This is a genomic window from Microcoleus sp. Pol7_A1, assembly GCF_036701085.1.
GTDB lineage: Bacteria > Cyanobacteriota > Cyanobacteriia > Cyanobacteriales > Microcoleaceae > Microcoleus > Microcoleus asticus.
In genome coordinates this window covers 1-23,845 of record NZ_JAUBQD010000003.1, presented here as the reverse complement: position 1 = coordinate 23,845, position 23,845 = coordinate 1, and the positions used below count along the sequence as shown (strand labels likewise).

At 47.5% G+C, this 23,845-nt stretch carries 14 protein-coding genes, 1 tRNA gene and 3 pseudogenes; 6 read left to right on the top strand and 12 right to left on the bottom strand.

Annotated features, from left to right (window positions below):
* Window positions 1-44 precede the first annotated feature (44 nt).
* Entirely contained in the window at window positions 45-1,178 is a 1,134-nt protein-coding gene (locus QUA20_RS02985; protein WP_172186842.1) for an AI-2E family transporter, read from the bottom strand.
* Between the two features lie 408 nt (window positions 1,179-1,586).
* Here QUA20_RS02985 and QUA20_RS02980 point away from each other — a divergent pair, with 408 nt between their 5' ends.
* The 6 genes from QUA20_RS02980 (at window position 1,587) to dpdE (ending at window position 12,278) form a co-directional block, all read left to right on the top strand.
* The gene (locus tag QUA20_RS02980; RefSeq protein WP_333185276.1) at window positions 1,587-3,383 is read left to right on the top strand and encodes an efflux RND transporter periplasmic adaptor subunit; all 1,797 of its coding nucleotides are present in this window, start codon (window positions 1,587-1,589) and stop codon (window positions 3,381-3,383) included.
* A 133-nt stretch (window positions 3,384-3,516) separates the two neighbouring features.
* The gene (locus tag QUA20_RS02975; protein ID WP_333185274.1) at window positions 3,517-6,624 is read left to right on the top strand and encodes an efflux RND transporter permease subunit; all 3,108 of its coding nucleotides are present in this window, start codon (window positions 3,517-3,519) and stop codon (window positions 6,622-6,624) included.
* Between the two features lie 174 nt (window positions 6,625-6,798).
* A tRNA-Gly gene (locus QUA20_RS02970) sits at window positions 6,799-6,870 on the top strand.
* A 54-nt stretch (window positions 6,871-6,924) separates the two neighbouring features.
* On the top strand, window positions 6,925-7,872 hold the full coding sequence (trhO, locus tag QUA20_RS02965; protein ID WP_333185272.1) for an oxygen-dependent tRNA uridine(34) hydroxylase TrhO: 948 nt from the start codon (window positions 6,925-6,927) through the stop codon (window positions 7,870-7,872).
* Between the two features lie 144 nt (window positions 7,873-8,016).
* Window positions 8,017-8,745: a glutathione S-transferase gene (locus tag QUA20_RS02960; RefSeq protein WP_333185270.1), complete on the top strand. Its 729-nt coding sequence runs from the start codon at window positions 8,017-8,019 to the stop codon at window positions 8,743-8,745.
* Window positions 8,746-8,942: 197 nt separating this feature from the next.
* Window positions 8,943-12,278 (top strand): protein DpdE, encoded by a 3,336-nt coding sequence (gene dpdE / locus QUA20_RS02955; protein WP_333185269.1) that lies wholly within the window; start codon window positions 8,943-8,945, stop codon window positions 12,276-12,278.
* On the opposite strand, the gene QUA20_RS02950 is transcribed toward dpdE, so the two are convergent.
* From QUA20_RS02950 to QUA20_RS02910, 11 genes and pseudogenes are all read right to left on the bottom strand, one after another.
* The gene (locus QUA20_RS02950; protein ID WP_333185267.1) at window positions 12,229-12,498 is read right to left on the bottom strand and encodes a hypothetical protein; all 270 of its coding nucleotides are present in this window, start codon (window positions 12,496-12,498) and stop codon (window positions 12,229-12,231) included. The two genes, dpdE and QUA20_RS02950, sit on opposite strands and share 50 nt — an antisense overlap.
* A 48-nt stretch (window positions 12,499-12,546) precedes the next feature.
* Window positions 12,547-12,885: a type II toxin-antitoxin system PemK/MazF family toxin gene (locus tag QUA20_RS02945; protein WP_333185264.1), complete on the bottom strand. Its 339-nt coding sequence runs from the start codon at window positions 12,883-12,885 to the stop codon at window positions 12,547-12,549.
* Window positions 12,872-13,096 carry a CopG family transcriptional regulator gene (locus QUA20_RS02940; protein WP_333185262.1) on the bottom strand — a complete coding sequence of 75 codons (225 nt, stop codon included), beginning with the start codon at window positions 13,094-13,096 and terminating at the stop codon, window positions 12,872-12,874. The genes QUA20_RS02945 and QUA20_RS02940 overlap by 14 nt, the downstream gene beginning before the upstream one ends.
* Before the next feature lie 135 nt (window positions 13,097-13,231).
* Window positions 13,232-14,398: a pentapeptide repeat-containing protein gene (locus QUA20_RS02935; protein WP_333185261.1), complete on the bottom strand. Its 1,167-nt coding sequence runs from the start codon at window positions 14,396-14,398 to the stop codon at window positions 13,232-13,234.
* A gap of 167 nt (window positions 14,399-14,565) precedes the next feature.
* A complete protein-coding gene (locus QUA20_RS02930; RefSeq protein ID WP_333185259.1) occupies window positions 14,566-15,204 on the bottom strand; it encodes a Uma2 family endonuclease in 639 nt (212 codons plus the stop codon).
* A 221-nt stretch (window positions 15,205-15,425) separates the two neighbouring features.
* Complete coding sequence (locus tag QUA20_RS02925; protein ID WP_333185257.1) at window positions 15,426-16,013, bottom strand: Uma2 family endonuclease; 588 nt, start codon at window positions 16,011-16,013, stop codon at window positions 15,426-15,428.
* Between the two features lie 39 nt (window positions 16,014-16,052).
* Entirely contained in the window at window positions 16,053-17,219 is a 1,167-nt protein-coding gene (locus QUA20_RS02920; RefSeq protein WP_333185255.1) for a pentapeptide repeat-containing protein, read from the bottom strand.
* A gap of 244 nt (window positions 17,220-17,463) precedes the next feature.
* Window positions 17,464-21,105: a PAS domain S-box protein gene (locus QUA20_RS02915; RefSeq protein ID WP_445304642.1), complete on the bottom strand. Its 3,642-nt coding sequence runs from the start codon at window positions 21,103-21,105 to the stop codon at window positions 17,464-17,466.
* A gap of 21 nt (window positions 21,106-21,126) precedes the next feature.
* A pseudogene (locus QUA20_RS31920) lies at window positions 21,127-21,228 on the bottom strand (DNA-binding response regulator); the annotation flags it as partial.
* A gap of 45 nt (window positions 21,229-21,273) precedes the next feature.
* Window positions 21,274-22,272: pseudogene (locus tag QUA20_RS31915) on the bottom strand (GAF domain-containing protein); the annotation flags it as partial.
* A gap of 1,126 nt (window positions 22,273-23,398) precedes the next feature.
* Window positions 23,399-23,771: pseudogene (locus QUA20_RS02910) on the bottom strand (ISKra4 family transposase); the annotation flags it as partial.
* Window positions 23,772-23,845 lie beyond the last annotated feature (74 nt).

The window sequence follows — 23,845 nt, the reverse complement described above, 5'->3', positions numbered from 1 at the left end:
TTAGACAAGTTTTACGGATTGAATTACTTTTTACAAAAATTAGACTATTTTTGTTCATCTGAAACCAAAATTATTCTACTTTCATCTTCGGATATTTTACCCAATTCCTCGCCGCTAAAAGGATTGTAGAAAAACGAGCCTGTTTGCGGTGGCAATTTGGGATTGAGTACAATTTCTACTATACTTTTTACTACCCCTGTGAGCGGAATTGCCAGGATAACTCCTAACAACCCTCCCACTCTACCTCCTAACAGCAAAGCTGTGAAAATAATTACCGGGCTCAATCCGGTGAGATTGCCCATGATTCGGGGCGCTACTAAATTATCCTTGATTTGCTGGAGACCGATCGCCACTACCAAGACTTGCAGCGCCAGCCACCAATCAATAAACGCTACAATTATACTAACAGTGCCAATCCCCAGCGTTGCTCCGATGAACGGAATTATTTCCGTCAATCCTATAAAGACGGCAAACAAGAGAAAAAACGGAACTTGCAGCCACCAAAAAGCCAGAGTTAGCGAGATTGCCATAAATAGTCCCAGCAATAACTGTCCCGACACAAATCGCTGGAGGTTTCGCTCCAAAGTCTCTGTTAAAACATAGCGAATGTCTGGGGAAAAAATGCTGGTCAAACCCTGCCACACTCTTTTCCCGTCTAGGAGCATATAAAAGGAAATCACCACAATAAAAATTAAGTCCAAAAACCAGTTAAAAGTACCTACAACTAAGCCTAAACCCGTACCGGCGATCGCCTGTACTTGTCCCTGGACTCTAGCTGACAGTTGCTGCTCCAATATTTGCACGTCAAACGGTAGATTGCGCTCGGCACTCCAGGCTTGAAATTCACCTAGCTGCAGCCGCCCCGACTCCAGCAATTCCGGGAACCTCACCCCCAACTGCCTCGCTTGGCTGAACACCGGCGGCACAATAGTTAAACCGATTACTACTACTATCACACCCGCAGTTAAATAAACCAGCCCCGCAGCTACTCCCCGAGGCAAAAATACTTGCAGTCTTTTTACGGCATAATTTAATAAAAATGCAATGAGTCCCGCTGTTACTAAAATGCTGACGAGTTCCCCAACATAACTGACAGCAGTCAGGGTAAACCATCCCGTCACTAGCACGAGCAGCCAAGTAATTAGAAACTGTTGGAGGGGAGAAAAGAGACTATTCATTTTGATTTTTTTTAAATAAACTGGCACAACTTTTTTAGCCGATGTGCCGTATTCTACAATAAACACATTAGAGTATAGATTAGCAATAATCAGTTCAAGATTAGACTGAATTCTCTCAGCATTAATCGTTAGGTGATGGCAAAACCGCTTCGGGACAGACAATGCGAGTCCGATCGACCCCACGCTGCAAAATCACCCTAATATTCAGTATGCCCGGGAGCCCGATCGAATTAAATGTCGATCGTACAAAGGCTCAATTCGCCATTGTAAGGTGAAATGGCGCTACACTCACCCAAAAGGAGGACGCGCAACTGCTCAGGCCCTTCGTTAAAATGAATCAGATATAAAAACCGCAATCTTTCTTTACAATAAAAAAACCACAGGCTAATAGCGGCGAGAGGAATTACCGTGACCAATCAAGTTTTTTCAGAAGCGGAAGAAAAGAAACCCATTCCCCCCGTGCAGAGCGGACGCGACAACAACGAAGCAGTGGACATACCTGAAAGTGGAATCTCAGACCGCTCTCGCTGGCAATTTTCTCCTGAGGAAGATGAACGAGAAGTTGCCCTAGAACCTCCAGAAATGGAGGGGGAAGAATCTGAAGTTTTGGAACCAGAAGAGCCAGAAGCTTCGCCCCGCAAAGAACTCAGGTGGCCTACCATGTTGGCGGGCGCAGGCATTGGCGTGGCTGCAACGCTGCTAGCAGTACAGTTGACTGGTGGGGGCAAGCAGAGCGCGCGTCCCGCAGCTCCAATTCCACCGGCAAATCAGCAGGCTACGGCTCAGACTGTGACAGTGGCGCCTGTGGAATCTGCCGAGGTGGGTGAAACTCTGGAAGCGACGGGCACCGTGGTGGCCTACGACTTGCTGCCGGTGCTGCCGCAGGCTAACGGTTTGCAAATCAAGCAGGTGTTGGTGGCCGAGGGAGATGCGGTAGAAAAAGGTCAGACGATGGCGGTTTTGGACGATTCGGTGCTGCGATCGCAAATTGCCGAAGCGCTTGCTGGAGTACAATCGGCTAATTCTACGGTAGAACAAGCCGAAGCTCAGGTGCAGCAAGCTCAGTCAGCCCAACAAGAAGCCCAAGCCGGCGTCGCTCAAGCTCAAGCTGGCGTTGAAAAAGCCATCGCTGACGCAGCGCAAGCCCAAACAGGCGTCGGCCAGGCCAGGGCCGGTGTGGAGCAAGCTAAAGCCGGTGTCACTCAAGCTAGAGCGGGAATTGCTTCCGCCCAGGCTAAATTAGCTCAAGCTCAAAGAGAAGTAAATCGCAGCCAAAATTTGGCGACTCAGGGAGTAATTAGCCAGCAAGATTTAGAACAGCGCAAGACGGAGCGAGACACGGCCGTTCAAGACTTGAACAAAACTAAAGCTGACTTGAATACAGCTTTGGAAGAACAGAATAAAGCAGCGGAAGAAGTGCGATCGGCTATTGCTAAAGTAGCTACTGCTGAAGCTAATATCAGTACGGCTAGAGCGGCCCTCAGCAGCGCTCGCGCTAAAGTGAATACGGCCGGAGCGAGTGTCAGCAGTGCCAGAGCAAATGTCGGAAATAACGCAGCAACTGTCCGCAGCAATGATGCGCGAGTCCAACAGTTACAAACTCAACTAGAACAAACTATAGTGCGAGCACCTGATAGCGGCACTGTGGCTGAAAGAATTGGTCGAGTTGGGGATGTTTCTTCGGGGAGTCAAAAACTCTTTTCAATTATTCGGGGAAACAAGCTGGAACTACAATTGAAAGTGCCGGAAACTCAGGTTGCGCAAGTGCGACCGGGAACAGCGGTGCAGATTACTTCTGACTCTGACAAGCGGATTAAGTTGTCAGGAACTGTGCGAGATATTTCGCCGCTAGTTGACCCGCAAAATCGGCAAGCTACGGTGAAGATTGATTTGCCGGCAAGCGCGTTTTTGCGATCGGGAATGTTTTTGCGCGCATCCCTTTCGACGGCAACGGCTCAAGGTTTGAAAGTCCCCGCTAAAGCTATTTTGCCGCAATCTGACGGCAGTTCTATTGTTTACAAACTTGTCGGCGAGGACAAGGTACAGGCTCAACCAGTGGAAGTTGGGGAAATTTCCGGGGGTGCTGTAGGCGATTTGACTGCTGCTAAGGTGGAGGTTAAAAAGGGTTTGAAGGCGGGCGATCGGGTGGTTATTGCTGGGGCTGGTTATCTGAAGGATGGCGATCGGGTTAAGGTTGTTAAATAGTTATTGGTTATGGGTTATTGTTAGATTTTTTTGTTTTTTTTACCGCAGATGAAAGCAGATAAACGCCGACGAACGCAGATAACCAATCCCTAATACTTCGACTAAGCTCAGTACGAGTTCCCAATTCTAAATTATGTCTTTCAACATTTCGGCTTGGTCGATCAAACAGCCAGTACCCACGATTGTTTTATTCTTAGTTCTGACAATCGGGGGTTTACTATCATTTCCGCTTTTAGGCATTGATGATTCACCGAATATTGATGTGCCTTCAGTTTCGATATCCGTCAGCCAACCGGGGGCAGATCCAGCAGAACTTGAATCTCAAGTCACGAAAAAAGTAGAAGATGCTGTTGCTGGTTTGGGCAATATAGACCACATTATCTCTACAGTTAATGATGGTTCTTCTAATACAACAGTTAACTTTTTATTGGGAACAAATAGCGATCGCGCTACCAACGATGTCCGCAACGCGATCGCCCAAATCCGCCAAAGCTTGCCCCAAGACATTAATGACCCCGTTGTCAAGCGAGTCGAATTTGCCGGCAGTTCAATTATGTCTTACGCGGTTGTTTCCGATCGCCAAACCGTAGAACAGTTAAGCGAATTAATCGACCAAAACATCAGCCGCGTCCTCCTCTCCGTCAAAGGTGTCGCTCAAGTGCAGCGAATCGGAGGCAGAGACAGGGATATTCGAGTCGATTTAAACCCCGAACAACTGCAAAGTCTCGGCATTACAGCTACTCAAGTTAACGACCAAATTCGCAATTTTAACATCAATTTACCGGGCGGCAGAACAGAAATTGGCAATTCCGAGCAAACAGTCCGCACCCTCGGCAGTGCCAAAACAATCGAACAGTTGAAAACTTATCAAATTACCTTGCCTAAAGGCGGTTTTGTGCCGCTTTCCACTTTGGGAGAAGTTGGGGAAGGCTATGCAGAAGCGCGTCAGGCGGCACGGCTCAATAACAAACCTGTAGTGGCTTTTTCCATCCTCCGCAGTACCGGCAGCACTCTGGTAACAGTAGAAGAAGCGGTGCGGGAAACTGTTAAAAAACTGGAAAAAACTTTGCCGCCTGATGTCAAGCTGGAACTTATTTATACTTTAGCCGACCACATTCGAGATTCTTATGAAGCTTCTGTAGATGCTTTAATTTTGGGAGCGGCTTTAGCGGTAATAACTATTTTAATCTTTTTGCGCGATTGGCGCGCAACTTTAATTGCTTCTGTTGCCTTACCGCTGTCGGCAATTCCTACTTTTGCTGTGCTCCGGCTGTTGGGCTACACCCTCAACAGTATGACTTTGTTGGCGCTGTCGCTGGTGGTGGGAATATTAGTAGATGATGCGATCGTCGAAATTGAGAATATTGAACGGCACGTCGGCATGGGGAAAACTCCCTATCAAGCTTCTTTGGATGCTTCGGCTGAAATTGGTTTGGCTGTTGTTGCTACTACGATGACGATTGTTGCGGTATTTGCGCCGGTGGCTTTTATGCCGGGAATTCCCGGTCAGTTTTTTCGGCCTTTTGGGGTGACGGTTTCGGCGTCGGTGTTATTTTCGCTGTTAGTAGCCCGAACCGTTACTCCGATGATGGCGGCTTATTTGTTTAAGGATAAAGGACACCATCAGGAACTCAAAAAAGACCAACTTTCTTATCAGTACCGCAGGCTTTTGACTTGGGCGCTGAAGCATCGGGCGATCGTCTTAATTTTAGGTGTAGCTTTGTTTTTCGGCAGCGTTCAATTAATACCTTACATTCCGACTGGGTTTATCGATCGCGATGATACCGGACTTTCGACTGTCTCTATTGAATTGCCTCCGGGCTCGACTTTACAGCAGACAGATTCAGCAGTGCAGCAAGCAACTCAATTATTGCTCGCTCATCCAGCCGTAGATAGCGTTTTGGAGACTGAAGGCGCTCCGACAGTTTCCGGGGGTGCGGGAGGCGGCGGCGGGGGCGCTAGCGGGGTGAATACAGCCAGTCTTTACGTGAAATTGAAACCCGCCGACAAGCGGATCGGACAACAGCGATTTGAAGAGGAAATGCGACCGAAACTTCGCGATGTTCCCGGAGTGCGGCTGAGTTTTGCTCAAGGGCGTGTCGGCGGTAGGAAGCAAATGTCGATCGTCCTAAAAAGCGAAAATGCCGAAGCTTTAACTAACACTGCTGAAGCCCTCACGCAACAAATGAGGCAAGTTCCGGGACTGATTGAGGTACAGTCTAGCGCGAGTTTGGTGAAGCCAGAAATTTTGGTTAAACCTGACCCGAATCGGGCGGCGGATCAGGGTGTATCGGTGCAGCAAATTGCTCGAACTGCATCTCTGGCAACGATTGGAGATATTGACTCGAATCTTGCTAAATTTGATTTGCCTGACAGACAAATTCCGATTCATGTAATGTTGGCGCCGCAGTTTCGCAGCGATATCGAAACGATTAAGAATCTGCAAGTACCGGCGAAAAATAATACTTTGGTGCCGTTGAGGGCCGTGGCGGATATTGCTTTGGGCAGCGGGCCTTCTCAGATCGATCGCTACGACAGAGCCCGTCAAGTATCTGTAGAGGGGAATTTGTTGCAGGGTACGACTTTGGGAGAAGCTTCGGTGGCGGTGAAGAAACTGCCTGCAATGAACCCTTTGCCCCCGGGCGTGGAACAGGAATCTTCGGGTGATGCGAAGGTGATGCAGGATGTGTTCAGCGGTTTTGCGGGGGCTCTGGGAACGGCGGTACTGTTTATTTATGCTGTGTTGGTGCTGCTGTTTGCCAATTTCCTGCATCCGGTGACAATTATGGCCGCCTTGCCTTTGTCTCTGGGTGGCGCGCTGCTGGGACTGCTGGTGGGACAAAAGTCTCTCGGGCTGTACGCTTTGATTGGCGTGGTTTTGCTGATGGGAATTGTGACGAAAAATTCGATTTTGCTGGTGGATTACGCGATTATGAATCAGCAGGAAGGCAAGCCGATGTACGAGGCGACGCTGGATTCGGGGGTGGCGCGGTTGCGGCCGATTTTGATGACCACGATCGCGATGATCGCTGGGATGGTGCCAATTGCTCTGGGAATTGGCGCTGGTTCGCAAACTCGCAGCCCGATGGCGATGGCGGTAATTGGCGGTTTGATGACTTCTACGCTGCTGACTCTGGTGGTGATTCCGGTGGTTTTTACTTACATGGACGGTTTGCAAATCTGGATTTTTAATCTGATGCGGGGGAAGAAAAGGGGGCAAGGGCGATCGAAGGCAACATAGAAAGCCAAAATGGTAGAGTCAAAATTGGAAAATAGCGATCGGCTGCCGCCCAATATTGACAGTCAAAATGTTATACTCAAAATCAGAAAATAGTTGTACAATGTTTTTCTAGTCGTTTTTTACCGCGACGCCTCCAAGGCAAAAGAAAGTCAAAACAGGTAAAAAACACTAAGCGCGGGCGTAATTCAGTGGTAGAATGTCAGCTTCCCATGCTGAACGTCGTGGGTTCGAGTCCCACCGTCCGCTTTGAATGAATTTTCATAGAAGTATGAAAATTAATTAGTGCTATCAATTCAATCTATGGCTTATTTCTTAACCGCTGCTTTATATAAGTTCCTTGAACTACCTGATTTTGCTGAGCTGAAAGCACCGCTACTCGATTGTTGCAACAACAACAACGTCAAAGGCACTATCTTGCTGGCAGAAGAAGGCATCAATGGCACGATTGCCGGTTCGTCCGAGGGCGTACACGCAGTGCTGGCATTCTTGCGCAGTGACCCGCGTTTTGCGGATCTGGTGCACAAGGAATCTTTCTCGGAAAAAGCACCTTTTTACCGCCTGAAAATACGATTGAAGCGCGAAATCGTCACGATGGGAGTACCGGACATTAATCCCCGCCTCATGGCTGGCAAATATGTTAAGCCTGATGAGTGGAATAAGCTGCTTGACGATCCCGATGTTGTCGTGGTTGATGTGCGTAACGACTTCGAGGTATCTATGGGTACTTTTGAAGGCGCTCTTAATCCCAAAACAAAAAGCTTTTCTGAGTTACCTGAATGGGTGCTGCGGGAAACTGCTTTACGCAATAAACCCAAGGTGGCAATGTTTTGCACGGGTGGTATTCGCTGCGAGAAATCTACTGCTTTTTTGCGCAGTCAAGGTTTTGATGAAGTCTATCATCTCGAAGGCGGAATTTTAAAATATTTGGAAACGGTGCCGGAAGCAGAAAGTCGTTGGGAAGGTGAATGTTTTGTCTTTGATGAACGGGTTTCTGTTGGTCAGGGGTTAAAGTCGGGTAACTATGAACTTTGTCGCGGTTGTCGTCACCCGATTAGTCAGGAAGATAAGTCTTCTGAATTATTTGTACTTGGTGTGAGTTGTCCTCATTGTCATGACTCAAAAACTGAAACCAAAAAACAAGCCTTATCTGAACGTCAACGTCAGATTGAGCTTGCTAAGCGTCGCAACCAAGTACATATAGGCGCGCGCTACGATGCGAAGGAAAAAGTAGATGAGGCCTGCGACTAATAGTATTAAAACTAAGCTCAAAGAAACCCCGTTTTGACGAAAAATCTTGTTTGGCGACGAGAAATATAGAAAGAAATCGGGTTTCTGACTCGTATAGTATTGGCACTAAGCTAAAAGAAACCCCGTTTCGACGAAAAATCTTGTTTGGCGACGAGAAATATACCAAGAAACCGGGTTTGGGACCCGAAAAACCCGATCGTGCGATCGACTAATTATATGTCAGCAACATATCCGATTTTGTATTCCTTTCGCCGCTGTCCCTATGCTATGCGCGTGCGATTGGCCTTGATGGTTAGCAATCGGGTGTGTGAGTTGCGGGAAGTTGTTTTGCGAGACAAACCACAAGAGATGTTGGAGGTATCGGCAAAAGGTACGGTACCAATATTGATTGATGTTGACGGGCGCGTACTCGATCAAAGTATCGATATCATGTTGTGGGCATTGAGACAACACGATCCTGAAAAATGGTTGATGCCACAGCAAGGTTCTGTTACAGAAATGCTGGAACTAATCGCTCTATTTGATGATAGGTTTAAATATCATCTTGACCGTTATAAGTACCCCGATCGTTATGCAGATGTTGATGCTCAAGTACATCGCTATGAAGGTTCTTTATTCCTGGACAAACTAAATGCAAAGTTAAGCGTCACTAAATATTTGTTTGGTAACAATGTAGCATTAGCTGATATGGCGATCGCACCTTTTGTTCGTCAATTCGCTCATACCGATCGAGCTTGGTTCAACGAACAGCCTTGGCCGCAGCTACAAGCTTGGTTAGCAGGGTTTACAGAGTCGGAAATTTATAGCAGTGTTATGCAGAAATATCCGAAATGGGAATCCGGTAATGCAGGCGTTATTTTTCCTTCCTCGTAATTACTTATTCTTATTCGCTGCCAGCATATTTATTAACTTCCCAAAATGTTATTTACCATGCTAAACTTATTGTTTTGAGAATACTAGATTTACTGTCATTTGACTAGAAAAGTGACGCAGGCAAAAATCGCCTTTTGCTAATTTTTTTAACGTGAAAGGATTTGCTGTATTCTAGTAAATGTTATCAGGCTAAAACTATGATTGATGTTGGTTCGTTAGTTCGATCGCCCAGAAACGATTTGGGAGTCGGAAAAGTTGTCGAGGTATCGCGTACTGATGCCGTAGTTGAATATTTTTGCTCAGTTAAAAACCGCATCCGCAAAACTGTGCTCTTAAGTCTACTGCAAGAAGCTAGACTTCAGCGCCAAACCCGCTGCTACCTCTGGAGTACAACTCAGGAAAGATGGATAATTGGGCGAGTTTATGACTGGGATGAAGATAAATTAGAGTACGAAATTGACCTGCCCGACAGCCAAAGTTTGCAAGCTGTCGAAACCGAACTTTACGTTCGCTGCAATATCCCGATCGCCGATCCGATCGACATTTTAGCAGTCAAAGGCCAAGAAACGCCGTATTTTCACGATCGCCGATTGGCATTCGTTCAATCTGCGATCGAACAGCGGGCCGTCAGCCGCGGCATGACTGGTTTAATTTCTGCTAACATAGACCTCTACCCGCACCAAGTTGAAGTCGTCCGGCGCGTCCTAGAAGACCCAATCGTGCGCTATTTATTGGCCGACGAACCAGGACTGGGAAAAACAGTAGAAGCCGGCACAATTCTCCGCCAATTTCTGCTAGATGAACCCAACGGACGCGCTGTGGTACTGGTTCCGAAATATTTGCTCGAACAGTGGCGGCAGGAGTTGGAAAATAAATTCTATTTGTCTCATTTTGCTGACCGAGTGCAGCTTGTTGCTGTTAGCGAAATCAATCAAATTAGCCGCAACGCTAACCTGGATTTTCTGATTGTTGATGAAGCGCATGATGTGGCGGCAATGGCAAATTCGAGCGATCGCGCTCAGCAGCAGTCCTTTGAACTTTGTCAGAAACTCGCTCACAAAAGCAAAAATTTATTGTTATTATCTGCAACGCCAGTTCTCGGCAGCGAGCAAGATTTTCTAACGATGCTGCACTTGCTCGATCCCACAACTTACCGTCAAGACGATCTGGAAAGCTTCAAAGAACAGGTGCAAAACCGTCAAGAAATCGGCCGCGCTTTGCTGGATTTCCGAGAAAATGCCAAGCCTGCTGTTGTGCAAACAAAACTCACTCAACTCCGCACTCTTTTTGCAAAAGATGATTATTTAATCGGATTAGCAACAGAGTTAGAAAGTTGTTTGAAAACTAAAGAAACCGCAGAACAGGCTCGCCTTGTCCGAACTATTCGCACTCACGTTAGCGATACCTACCGCCTGCATCGCCGCATCCTTCGCAACCGCCGCGATGCGGTTGAGGATGTGATTTTCGACCGAGATGCTGTCCCCAAAACCGAGTACGATCTGAATGATGAACAGTGGTCGGAAATTCAAACTGTACTCGATAAATGGCGCACACTCGCTCCCAAGTCGAGCGAATATCAGAGAATTTTTCTGCTGTTTTTCCGCGCTTCTGGTACTTGGCTGAGTGTTTTAGAACGGGTTGTCAAAGCTCGCTTGCAGAAAAAATCGACTCCAGAACTCGATCGCGAATTTGGACAAAACGACACGGCGATTTTGACCAAAACTGCGCTGTTTCCCGAAGAAAGGGAAATGCTGGAAACCTTGCTCAACACCCTGGAAAAGCCCCAGGAAGGGCTCGATCGACTGAGTTTGTTACGAATCGCCATTCTCCGATTTTTGGCAGTTGCTTTGAAGGTTCCGCGCGAGTATCACAGCAATCCTCGCGATTTGCTGTCGAGAATTCAACAGCAAATTAAACGACCGATTCCGGGCGAGCGTTTCCCGAAAATTGTGATTTTTACCAGTTTTACGGCAACTTGCAAAGAGATTGCAGAAAATTTAGCTAAAATCTTTGGTAAAAATGCGATCGCCAGCCATGACACGAGCAAATCGGCTGATGATGTTGAGGCTAGTCTCAAGCGGTTTAAGACTGAGCCGCATTGTTTTATCTTAGTGTGCGATCGATCGGCGGAAGTAGGGGTAAACCTGCAATTGACAGATTGGTTAATTCACTTCGATTTGCCGTGGTTTCCCAACCAGTTAGAACAAAGACTCGGCAGAGTCGATCGCATTGGCAGCAAAATGGGAGTGCAATTTTGTGTGTTTGCAGGCCCGGATTTGCCAGAGAGTCCCCACGAAGCTTGGTTTCAAGTTTTAAAAGATGGGTTTGATATCTTCAACAAATCTATTGCCAGCCTTCAGTTTTATGCTGAGGAAAAAATTCTCAAACTGGAAGAAAAGTTGTTTGCTGAGGGAGGCAAGGGCTTATCCAGCGAAATTGAAGCGATTAAAACTGAAATCGAACAAGAGAAAATCAAGATTGACGAACAGTACGTTCTCGATGAAATTGATACTCTTGATGACAGTGCATCTCAGTATTTTGAATCTCTCGACAACTGCGATGCTAAGCATAAAGAAATGCAGCGGGCGACTGAAGGTTGGTTGTGTCAAGCTCTTCACTTCAAACAAATCGAACATCCGAGTATATCGGGGCTGCTGCGCTATCAACCTACTCAAAAAACGTTGATTCCCTCGAACGATTTGAGAACCAGATTGATTCCTTATTGCCAGCAATATGGCAGTTACAATCGCCGTATTGCTTATCAGAATGCGGATGTCGCTCTTTACCGAATTGGTGAGGGATTGATCGATGCACTTGGCTCTTATATTCGCTGGGACGATCGGGGTCAAGCTTTTGCTATGTGGCGGCATGATGAAAGTTGGGATGCTGCGCCTGGGAAGGAGTGGTTCGGCTTCCAGTTTAATTATTCAATCCAGACTGACGTGCAGCCGGCCGAGCAAGTGTTGCAAGCACAAAACATCGAAAATTACAACTTGAAAGCTTTGCAGCGCCGCGCTGATGCTCTGTTTCTGCAAACTTTTGAAACTGTGTTTGTAGATGCTCGCAGCGAGCCGATGTCTCTGGTGGAGGATGCGGAACTTCTGGCGATTTTGCAGCGGGCTTATAAGGGGAAAGGCGGGCCGAATCGGGATTACAATTTGTCGAAAAATCGCACGTCGCTGATTGACAGTTTTGTCGATCCGCTAGAATGGGATGATTTTTGTCAAAAGGGACGGTTGGTATCGGAGGAATTGCTGCGCGGGCGATCGGCTTTTGTGGAAATGTGCGATCGATCTGCTGTCAGTGCTGCAATCCAACTCGAAAACCGGGTAAATCAATTGCAATTGCGCTTGAATCGACTTTCTAAATCCGAACAAGCTTTAGCATCGGTTTTGGCTGATGAAATCAGTACGGAAAGTTTGTTGAGTCAAGCGGTTTTAGCTGGAATTCGCCACCCGCACATGACTCTTGAGTCTGTGGGATTTATTGTGATTTCTGGGCGTGCTCCTGTAAAGTCGGAGGATGAAGGATAATTTGTTTGGAAGTTCGATCGCTCTTTTTGACCCGATTCAGAAGCACAGGCGAGAGGCCCGTGCCACGATCGACGGATATGGATAAAAGGGCGATCGCGCTGTAGACGGCGTTGCTGAATAACGGTAGGATTTCCGGCAGATCCCCGACTTCTGAATCAAATTCAGTCAGTGAAAATCCGAGTGGCAAGAAAGAAGTCGGGGATCTGGTTTGTGTTTTCATACTTCGGATCAGCAACGCCGAAAAAGTTCTGTTGCGGATATATGACACTTAATCAACCTCTAAATGCAGTTTGAGAGCAGCATTTACCAACTGCATGATTCCCTCACTCAAACTTCCTACTGCATCGCTGCTGATTCGCTGTTTAGAAATTGTCCGTACTTGCTGTGCTTGCACTTTAGAAGGTTTGGGCAAACCGCTATCCTCTGGATTTAGCAACACCTCGAAAGGGTAGACACGGGTTATATTAGAGGTAATTGGTAGAATTGTAACTGTATTGGCAGCACGGTTATTAGCGTCATTGCTCACCACCAATACGGGACGGCGTTTATCTATCTCAGAACCAACCGTAGGACTGAGATTAGCGTAGTAAATTTCACCACGTTTCATCTGTCAATCCATCGGCAACTGTTACATCCCAAGCGGAGTCTACTTCACTAGATGCTTGTCGGTAAGCAGATTCTAATTCTTGATTTCGCAGCAATTCCAAAGCTACTTCAATTACTTGGGAGGGCGATTTGCATCCTTTAGCAATTTTGTAAGTTTCAATAAACTGTAGTAGCGATTGTGATAAGGAAATTGATATTTTTTCAGCTTGCATTATCTTAGCAATTGGTAATTACAAAGATTTTTACTCAATTATATCACAAGCAGTAAACTAGAGTAAATTTTACTATTTACATCCCCATCGCCCTTTTTGTGGAAAGATGGATGAAAGGGATGTCGCACTTACGGGCTAAACCTCTTCAAAAATTGCGCCTCGCTGCTGTAGATTCACCTGCATCTCCTCATCGATTCCTGAATTGTTCCCGAATCTGGCTGCCTCGACATTCGCACCGCTGAAATTAGTATTTGTTAAGTTCACTTCCAGCAGATTTGCGCCGCTCAAATTGGCACCGCTGAGGTTAGCTAAAGCCAGACTTGCTTTGTGCAAATCTGCGCCGCTTAAATCAGCATTTCCTAAGAAAGCGCCGCTCAAATCTGCACCGCCGAATTTGGCATTTTGCAGGTTGGCGTCGCTGAAATCGGCATCGCTTAAGTTTGCACCCCGGAAATTTGCCCGATCGAGATTTGCGCTGCTAAAATCCACTCCACTTAAAGTCGTTCCGCGCAAGCTGCTACCCGCGAAATCCAGTGCTGGATTGAGATTGGCAAAAATTGCCAACTCCACAAAGTTGTCTGTTTCAGCGGAGATAACGCGATCGACCATTTCCTGCAATTCCGATTCAGCTTCCGGGACAATTTCCACTTCGCGCGGTTCAACCGGAGGCAAATTGTAGGAAAATAGCGCCCAACTGATAGCTGGCTGGAGTTTATTTGCTTGCAAATATACAGTCAGGATTCTTTCTAAAACAGAATGTTGATTTGGCGTGATATCGTGCGGCCATAAACCCTCCGCATCTGTGAGATAAATATCTTCTTTAGCCACTTCAAAAGCCGCTGCCATCCGAAATTCTTTGGCAGCTACTTCTCCTAGCTTAGCACTTTTTAGCAAACCTTTTAATACTGATTTGCCCTGTTCTACTGCAAAAATCCAAGCTGGCGTTGTATCATTGCTTATTGTGGAAACTTGACAAAATATAATCTCTGTTTCCTTGCTTTTTTGCGGATTCTCGCCGCCCTGAAGTCCCCGCTGATTTTCGCTCACTAAAACTTCTGCACTATTTTTTATCGGCAGGGTTTCTTCTATTGGCAAAAGCTTGAAAGAACCGACTAACTGACGCGATGCTACGGGAATTTCGCAATTTTCTAGATAAAGATTGAGCGTCCCGCCTTGCAGACCAAATTTGACGCGACCACCTAGCAGGGGTTCCCAATGCTCGTTAAAATTCAGGCTCAAGTGAATGTCGAACTGCTGGGTTTGGGCTGCAACCGATGGAACTGGAATTGCTTCTAATTGCATCCACAAGCAATCTGGGTATTTGTTGTGAGACTCTAGCGATCGCATATCGGTAGATGTGCTGGCTTTGCCAGACTGTGATGGAGATTTTGAGGAGTGCCTAATTTTTAATCTATCACACTACAGCATTTTTTTATCCATTGAAACTGGAAATTTTGTTTATCCGCCCTTCATGGGTTTTGCTGAATTTGGCTTTTTACCCAATTCCGAAATGCTTTCACTAATTCCAAATAGTCCATTGTTTCTGCTTGTTCCAAAAATCTGACAATCTCTAATATCGGTAAGCTGGGAAATGCTAAGCTACGATCGCACTCAACGTATTCTCCATTTTCTAATCTGTTGATTCTAAGTCGCGATCCATTATAAATCCAAACTTCCGGCACTCCCAGATCCGCATAAACCTGCAAGCTATTTTCCGAACGGCTGGTAATATCAATTTCCACCACTAAATCCGGCGGTGGATCTTGATTCATGTCGATTCTTTTTTTGCCTTTAATTGCACTAAGATTCTGGATGTAAAAACATTCATCCGGTTCTACACCGCTAAGTTCAGGACGCTTGAATGTGGTAGAACCACGGGGTGCAATGTTGAGTTCCAATTCTTCTGCTAGGGTTTCAACAAATCGACCCATTACTTTTTTGTAAAGTTCGTGTTCTGGGGAGGGTACCATAATTTCAAGATTGCCGCGATTATATGTCAGTCGAATTTGCCTATCGCCGATTTCGGCAAGCAAAGTTTCGTAGGTTTGCCAACTGATACCCGATAGGTGGACGATTTGTTCCGGCGGGGCGAGAGTTTGAGCGATCATCTGATTTTAGATTTTAGATTTTAGATTTTAGATTTTAGATTTCTCCCCCGAATAAATCCGGGGCCACAAACCAAATTCTTTTGGATGATAGTGCTAGTTTTATGCTTCGTGCGTAGGCGCAAGCCGGGGCGTAGCCATCGCATTTTTACATTATATCATCGAAAAAAGCTCGATCGCTCTTTAATTACTGAATAAAAATATGTGCGGTCGAGTCCGATTTTTTACTCACCAATCTGCGCCGGAAATACCGAAGACAAATCTAGAGACAACTCGGGAAAACCAGGAATTACTACCGTCTGATTTGGCAACACAACTCGTTGCAATTGATAACTATAACTCCCGTTTTGTTTCTGATAAGGTTCGCTGTACATTTCCAGTTGATTATCAACCAAATTCAATATCCAATAATTAGAAATCCCAGTCTCAGCATAGAGAGATAACTTGGTTGCGCGATCGTACTTCAACGTAGAATCCGAAACCTCAATTACCAACAAAATATCAGCAGGCTGCGGGTGAGAAGATAAATAACGATCGGCTCGATTGCGGGCAATAACAACATCAGGCTCTGGTTCGCTATCCTCAGACAAAATAATTGGCTCTTGTGCGCGCACGCGAGAGCGTCTTGCCAGTAAAATGATTAACTCCTCAACTAAAAGACTGTTACAAAAAGAGTGCAGCCTACCTTTCGCAGCCATAATGATAATTTCTCCGCGAATCAATTCAACTCGCTCATCGGGGGCGAAAAATCCCAGTTCTCCCAAACGGTGATATTCGGCGATCGAAAATCGTTTTGCAGTTACGGCAGTCATAGCTTTTGTTACCCTCTACAATTACCAACATTTCCAATGCTACTCAAAAATCCCACCCCGTGCGGTCAATTCAACCTTCACCGCTTCCGAAATTCCCAGACAACCAGAAAAGTTCGCATTTTTAACCACCACATTTTTTAAATCAGCGCGGCTCAAATCAGCCCCCTTTAAAATCGCCCCGCTCAAATCTACACCGCTCAAATCAGCATTTTTTAAATTAGCTTCAGTCAAATTTGCATCTACCAAAATAGCATTCGGTAAATAACCACTGCTCAAATTTGCGCCTGTTAAATTAGCACGGCTCAAATTAGCCCGGGGCAGCTTGGTTCGCAAATCAGCACCGCTTAAATTAGCGCTGCTGAGTTCAGCATCCCGCAAATTAGCATTGCACAAATTAGCATCAATTAAAATAGCAGCGCTCAGCAAAGCACCGCTGAGATCCGCCAAGGTCAAATCTGCGCCCTGGAAATTTGTTTCGCGCAAATCCGCACCGTTAAAATCAGCGTAGTGCAAGTCAAAACCGCTTAAATTAGCCCCGGCAAAATCCTCAACCAGATTCAAACCAACTGTTTCTGCAAGGTGTACAAAATTCTTATTTTTATCAGTAAAAAACAGTTCCCGGACGATCGCCAATTGCTGCTGCCGGTACTGGTTAGCCTTCTCGTAATCTGCTAAATACTTGTAACCGAGCTTCAAATTCTTGAGAGCATTGCGCTCACTGCGATCGTCCTTGCTGGCGCGCGCGATTGACAACTGCTGGTGATAACATTCGATCGCACCAGGCAAATCTCCATTAGCATCGCAAGCTAGCGCCAAATTGCCCAAAGTTTCCAGCTCAGAGCGCCCGTCGCCAGTTTCCCGCGCGATAGCCAAACGCTGTTGCTGGTAATCAATAGCACTAGAAAAATCCTCCAGAGCACAGCAAGCATTGCCCAGATTTCCCAAAGCATTCGCCTCACCCCGGCGATCGCCAATTTCCCGCGCTAACACCAAATGCTGCTGGTAGCAGTCGATCGCCTGAGCATAATTTCCCAGCGCTTCGTAAGCTACGCCCATATTTCCCAGCGCCGCACCCGATCGCCGCTTATCGTCCATTGAGCGATACAGCCCCAGCGCTTCCTGCCAAGAATCCAGCGCCGCCTCAAATTGGCGTGCCTGATATTGCGAAATCCCTTGCTTGATTAGCTCGCTAGCTTGTTCGCTCATACTGTCACAATTAGTTAATAACTAAAGTTGATATTAATCGACTCAAAGCGGTAATTGTTAATCGGTAATAGCTAATCGGTGGCCTCCTCTCCCGTCTCCCCTGACAGATGTAGGTTTTTTACTGCTAGGAGGAGTTAGGCGTTATCGGTAGAAAACTCCTCCTATTGAGTGTGAGCGCAGTAAACACTTTCCCTAGAAGGACGTAACCCATAGCAGAGAAGGTCGGCTGACTGGCGTTTCAGTCCTATTCAGTCCGTCTAATCAGATTAACGATCGCCCCAATCAGTTCATCCGGTTCAACGGGCTTGGCAATATGCCTTTGGAACCCAGCAGCAAGCGCTTGCTGCTGATTAACATCCCCCGCATAGGCAGTTAAGGCGATCGCGGGAATTTGCCCACCTTGCTCTGGTGGTAAAGCTCTCACTTGGCGCAGCAGCATATAGCCATCCGTATCTGGCATCCCAATATCGCTCAGCAGCACGTCTGGCTTAAATTCCATTAACGCCGCCAAAGCTTCGCCTGCTGAGTTGGCCCAGATGACGCTTGCCTGAGCCTGCTGCAACAGAAAAACCAGAAACTCCCTTGTATCGGTATCATCATCGACCACTAAAACTTGAACGCCTTCCAAAGTCAGGGATGCCTCAGAACATTGCTCCCGATCGTTGACGCCTGGCTCAATTGGCATCAGGGGCAGTCTGACGGTAAATGTGGCTCCTAACTCTTCACCAGGGCTGTCTGCCTGAACCGTTCCGCCATGTAGCTCAACTAGGTAACGAACGATCGCCAATCCTAATCCCAATCCCCCAAACTTCCGCGTCGTGGCACTATCGGCTTGGCGGAAGTAGTCAAAGACGTGTGGCAGAAACTCTTGAGGAATGCCCTTGCCGTTGTCGCTGATGGTGATTTGAGCTTGATTACCCACTTGCTCTAATCGCACCTCAACCCGACCGCCTGCGGGGGTAAATTTAACAGCATTGGAAAGCAGATTCCACACCACTTGCTGCAAGCGGGTTGGATCGCCTGACACAGCACCCACGTTGGAATCCAGGCTGACCTCTACCGCAATAGATTTGGCCCCGGCCGCCAGCCGCACTGTTTCGAGCGCCGTTGTTATAGTCGATGCCAAATTGATCGAAGTGGGATTCAGGCTGAGCTTCCCTTGCAAAATCCGGGAGACATCGAGCAAGTCTTCAATCAATTCCGATTGCAACTTGGCGTTCCGTTCAATCGTGGCGAGGGCTTGTGCCGTCTTCGCTTCGTCGAACTTGCGAACTTGTAGGAGCTTTGACCACCCCAAAATGGGATTGAGGGGCGATCGCAGCTCGTGGGACAATACAGCCAGAAACTCGTCTTTGATACGGTTGGCTTGGAGCAACTGCTCTGCTTGCTGCTGTAATGAAGTTGTCAGGTTGACCCGTTCCAGAGCGATCGCTACCTGATCGCAGGTTACTTGCAACAGGTCAATTTCTTCTGAAGTAAAGCAAGTCCGGGTCAGACTGCCGAACGAGAGCGTGCCCAATAACCGTCCCCGAGCAATCAGCGGTTGAGCGGCATAAGCGGTAATACCCATTGAGCGGATAATTTGAGCATGAGGATTAGTGGCAAGTTGCTCTCGATCGACAACAATTTGCCGCCTATCGCGGGCAACCAGTCCACAGATGTGTTGACCGAAGTCGATCCATTCCATCATTGCTGCCACTTCCTCAGAAATCCCACTAAAGTTGCTCAGATGCAGCTTTTGCCGATTGTCTTTCTCCTCAACTAAGAAGTTGTAGTAACAATGCAGGTCTAGCTGGGCTGAGAGCTTGCTAAACAAGGTGTTCATCAGCGCTAGGGGTTGTTCGGTGGCAAGCAAATCACTGGTCATTTCATACAGCAGGTGTAGCCGTTGGTTTGCCTGTCGCTGCGCGGTCTTGTCCTGCAAGATATTAACAAATCCTTGCGTGTTGCCCGTTTCATCCTGTAACGGCATCATTAAACCGCTCGCCCAAAAGCGGCTGCCGTCTTTCCGCAAATGCCAGCGTTCGTTCTCTACTTGTCCCTGGGTCAGAGCAATTTGCCTCTCCTTCTCTGCTCGTCCCTGTTCCTTGTCTTCGGGCGTGAACATGATGCTACCGTGGCAGCCGATCGCCTCTGCGTCTGTGTAGCCCAAAACCCTTTGGGCGCCAGAATTCCAAGTAGCAATCGTGCCATTGAGATCGAGAGTGAATATGGCGTAATCTTTTGCACTCTCAATCATCAGACGGAGGCGGGATTCACTGTGGCGCAATGCGACTTCTGCTTGGAAGCGATCGGTGATGTCAATACAGGAACCGATGTAGCCCAGGAAATCGCCTTCTAATGTAAACCGGGGGACTCCTGTGTCTAGAAACCAACGGTGGACTCCATCAAAGCGCCTGAGGCGATATTCCATCTGAAACTGTTGCCGAGCATCAAAGGCAGTGACATAAGTATCTAAGCAATGTTGGCAATCATCGGGATGGACTCCTTCTAACCAACCATTACCCATTTCTTGCTCCACCGTCCGTCCAGTAAAGTCTAGCCACGGCTGATTAAAGTAATTACAGAGTTTATCAGTTCCAGACATCCAGATCAGAACAGGAGCGGTATCTGCCATTTGCCGAAAGCGAACTTCACTATCGCGCAGTTCAACTTCTGCTTGTTTGCGATCGGTAATGTCAATGATAAATTCCACGCCCTCTGCTTCATTGAACTGCCTCGCAGCGAACAATGCCCACCAGCGCGAGCCGTCTTTGCGGATGTATTCCTTTTCATAAGGAGTCGTGCGCCCGGTTGCTTCAAACTCCTCGACTGCTATCAGGGAATGGGGCATCCACTCCGGCGGTGTCATTGTGTCCCAGCGCACCAATCCTTGCTCAGTATCCTCACGGCTGTAGCCGCTCATGCGGAGGAAAGCATCGTTGGTTTCGGTGATAGTACCGTCGGTTTTGAAGAAAATGACCCCGACCGTTTCGATCGCGATCGCCCGACGCAGACGCTCTTCGGATTCGCGCAAGGCAAGGCTCGATCGATCGCGATCGAATACGATAGTGCCGACTTGGGTGGCGAAGTCGGACAGTCGATACTCCAAATCAGTCGGCATCCGCGCCTCGTCGAAGCACAGCATCAGAGAACCAAGGGGCACGTTGTCTGTGCCCTGTATGGGGGCGGAATGACACGCCAGCACGCCGTGAGCCACGCATAAGTCTCGCCATCCTTGCGACCAGCGATCGTCGCTGGCGATGTCCGCACAGGTGACAGGTGTGCCGGAATACACTGCCTCGCCGCACGTACCGATGGCAAGCTCATTAATCGGGGCATCCTTGAGTCCTTGAGCGAATGACGGCTCAAAACCCGGGGTGATGGAGTAGGGAAACGTCATTCGCTCGGCATCGGCTACCAGGATGCAGGCTCGCGTGCGCGGATTTAGCTTGGACACGGAGGCACACAGGGATGAAAGACATTCGTCCAGCGGGCGTCCTGAGGCGGTCAACTCCAGCAGTCTCTTCTGCTCGACTAGCACGAGTTCCGCCTGCTTGCGATCGGTAATGTCAGTTGCAAAAATGGTCAGCCCATCGGCCGAGGGGTAAACCCGGTACTCAAACCAGCGATTCCAGGGCAGATAAAAATACTCAAACTGGATGGGCGTTTGTTCGCTCATGGCCCGATGGAACTGAAGGTAAACATCGGTGTCAACGGTATTGGGAAACAAGTCCCAATGGTTATAACCGAGCAGTTCTTCTCGCTGCTTAAAAACAATTTCGCACAAGCGATCGTTGACGTAGGTGTAGTGCCAGTTGCGATCGAGAGCAAAGAAACCATCACTGATGCTAGAGAGAATGCTTTCAACCTGCTGGTGAGCTGTTTCTGGTTGTCGTCGCAGCACGTGTTCCTGCTGGATTGCTTCCCGTCGCAGTTGCGCCAGCTCGACATTTGTTTCCACTCGTGCTAACAATTCACGATCAGAAAACGGCTTAGTCAAGTAGTCGTCGGCTCCAGCTTCAATGCCCCTGAAATCGAGTAGCGCGTTCACCAGCTTCAGCAACCGTTGCCCGTTGCGCTGCATTACCTCCATCCGTTCTCGATGCGCAGCCGGTAGCGGCACGTTTCGATCGGTGAGAGCCTCCTCAGTTGAACCCAATATCAGGGTGAGGGGAGTCCGAAATTCATCGCTGACGTTACTGAAGAAAACCGTTTTGGCGCGATCGATCTCTGCCAGTGCTTCAAGTCGTTTCCGCTCTTGTTCATAAGTGCGGGCATTGGAGATGGCTGTTGTCACCTGCCCTGCGATCGAGTCAAAAAAGCCTTTGTAATCATCATCAAACACTCTGACTGGACTCACTCCGGCAATCAAGAACCCGAAGGTTTCTCCCGATCGAGCCAGTGGTAGAATGACCGCTTGATGGGGAGATTGGGGCCATGCGCCGCCCGGTAAAAGTCCAAATCGCGCTTCTAAATCCTCAACAATCTTGCTTTCACCGATCTCCACGACTTGCCTCAGTTGCCACCCTTGGGACGTTTCAGGGGATGTCAGAACGATCGCTTCTGGGCTGGCGGTGGTTCCGGCGGCTAACCTTGTTGTGCCTGCAAGTCGTGCTTGAGTGCGATCGGCATCGAGGAGATACAGCAGCGCAAACGGGATGTCACAGGCGTTAGAGGTCAATGCGGTGGCGGAAACAAGGCAGGCGGCTTCTACCGTCTTGGCGGTGATTGTTTCTGCGCCTAATTCACGCAGCGTCCTCAAGCGGCGATCGTTCAACACCCGCTCAGTTTCTTCGCTGACAGCGCCAAACACACCGCCCGGTCTGCCATCATCGCCGGGAACAGGACTGTAGGAGAAGGTGAAGTAGGTCTCCTCTGGATACCCGTTTCGCTCCACAATCAGCAAAGCTTCTTTATTCCATGACGATTTGCCTTCATTTAAGACGGCTTCAGCTTGAGCTCCAACGACCTCCCAAACGTCTGCCCAGAGATTAAACGCAGATTCACCCAATGCCGCAGGATGACGCTTACCCAGGATAGGGATGTAAGCGTCGTTGTAGAGGTTAATCATTTGGTGTCCCCACCAGATGAACATGGGGTAGCGGGAACCCAAGACAATCCCCATTGCGGTTTTTAAGCTTTGCGACCATTTCTCGACAGCGCCCAGAGGGGAAAGCGACCAATCGTGCGATCGGATCAGCGCCCCCATCTCGCCACCACCCGCAAAAAGCTCTTGAGGAATTTCCTCCGATCGATTGACGCTCATTTTTTTTATTCCTGTATAAAAAATTTTGGTTTGCAGTGCCTCAGCTTCAAAAGATCCAGACAAACCAGGAAAAACTAGGCTGTCTAAGTTTCTTAAGCATTCTTCGCTAATGCTTGCGCTTCCCTTCGACTGCGCTCGGGGTTTGCGAGGAAATCCCAGTTAGAGAGTGAATAGTAAGTATGTGTATTTGTTACCACCATAGCGGAATGCTTGATTTTATTATTCACTTGATTCCACAGGTTCCAAACGTGCTGTGTTGAGGTGAACTCAACACAGCACGTTTGGAACCTGATATTTTTCCAGACAATCTCATACCTCGACGAGCAATCACCAAACCCGCTGCTTCATCACTGGCCAAGCCCTACACTTTAAGGTATTTAACCAAACCAATAATACTATTCTAAGCCGGATTTACTGTGAGCAATTAAATCTTAGGATGATCGAGAATAGAGTTTAACAATTTTAAAACCAGATAATAAATCCAACCAGCAAGCATCGGAGGATCTTTTTTGCCTCGTTGTTTTAACTGTTTTTTTTTTAATTGTAAAATTAAGTTTCTCACAAAAAGTTAGGTCTTTGTCAGTGGTAGCTAATAGTGATAATCGGTTAATGTCGCGCGGACAATCTCCTATCTTAGACTCTACATCCGTGGCAAATTTAGAGTCTAAATAGGGCTTGCTGAATAATCGATCGCATATTGCGTCGCGAAAGGTTTCGCTCGCGCGAGCGAGAGCAAAGTCGCCGTGATAAACAGGTAAAATAGGTCAAAACCCGTGCATAGCCACCTGCGATCCTGTACAAAAAAGCTGAGATTGCTCCCCTCCAATCCTTAGACTTTGAACTAACCAACGGATGTAAATTGTCAGCCCTCAACCGTTGGGTAAAAAGGGAGCATAACAGTTATGCGCTCAGTATAAATACTGATGATAATTTAAGCTGCTGCTTTGAGATTGACACCAATCATTCCATTTAAGTAAGCTACTCGATGAGCCAAGACTTGCGGGACATTTTGCTTATTCCATTGTGCGCCAGAAATTTTGATACGACGACCAATTTGTTTGATTGCTGATTCCACAGCACCCGAGCCAATCGAACAAATCTTATTGGACTGATAATAGTGGTAATTAACGATGCGTGCAGGCGTGTTTGTTGAGATATACGCAGAAATTCTGTGTGGCTTTTTTTGTCAGATTTGCAAAAAGCTGTTTCGCTTTTTCTACCTGTCCCATCCATAAATAAGCTTGAGCTTCATTGATTCTTCGTTGTGAACCGCCAACCTTATTCAGATTTTCAATCACATGATAAGCTGTTGCACATTTAAACTGTGATACACCCATTCCCCTTGTTTTTGATTTTTCGACCCCATTTAATAATTAAC